Genomic DNA, 809 nt, shown 5'->3' with positions numbered 1-809 from the left:
GCGCTGGAGCTCACGGCAATGGAGCCGTCGGAGAGCCCGTAGCAGGACACATTCGATGCGGTGCCGCTCACCGATACAGCTATGGCAGGCTGTGTGACGGTTACCATGGCTGATGCCGTGCAGGAGCCATTGGCATTCCCGTCAGGGGCAGATGCCGTAAGTGTATAATTCCCGGCAGGAAGCCCTGTGGCGGATACCACGGCATTATTCTCATCGGTGATCACCACGGCAGCTCCGGCGCTGGAGCTCACGGCAATGGAGCCGTCGGAGAGCCCGTAGCAGGACACATTCGATGCGGTGCCGCTCACCGATACAGCTATGGCAGGCTGTGTGACGGTTACCATGGCTGATGCCGTGCAGGAGCCATTGGCATTTCCGTCAGGGGCAGATGCAGTGAGTGTATAATTCCCGGCAGGAAGCCCTGTGGCGGATACCACGGCATTATTCTCATTGGTGATCACCACGGCAGCTCCGGCGCTGGAGCTCACGGCAATGGAGCCGTCGGAGAGCCCGTAGCAGGACACATTCGATGCGGTGCCGCTCACCGATACGGCTATGGCAGGCTGTGTGACGGTTACCATGGCTGATGCCGTGCAGGAGCCATTGGCATTCCCGTCAGGGGCAGATGCCGTAAGGGTATAATTCCCGGCAGGAAGCCCTGTGGCGGATACCACGGCATTATTCTCATCGGTAATCACCACGGCAGCTCCGGCGCTGGAGCTCACGGCAATGGAGCCGTCGGAGAGCCCGTAGCAGGACACATTCGATGCGGTGCCGCTCACCGATACGGCTATGGCAGGCTGTGTGAT

The 809-nt window shown here is 60.6% G+C and carries 1 protein-coding gene and 1 pseudogene; both read right to left on the bottom strand.

Going from position 1 to position 809, the window contains the following annotated elements; all coding sequences use genetic code 11:
• A partial coding sequence (locus ABEG11_RS19155; RefSeq protein WP_492764714.1) for a hypothetical protein occupies positions 1-344 on the bottom strand: 344 nt, incomplete at its 3' end.
• 129 nt (positions 345-473) lie between these two features.
• Positions 474-782: pseudogene (locus ABEG11_RS19150) on the bottom strand (hypothetical protein); the annotation flags it as partial.
• Between the last annotated feature and the right edge of the window lie 27 nt (positions 783-809).

This window comes from Flavobacterium aestuarii (assembly GCF_040049115.1).
GTDB classification, from domain to species: Bacteria; Bacteroidota; Bacteroidia; order Flavobacteriales; family Flavobacteriaceae; genus Flavobacterium; species Flavobacterium aestuarii.
Note: the sequence above shows the minus strand (reverse complement) of the source record. Positions and strands in the feature narration are given on the sequence as shown.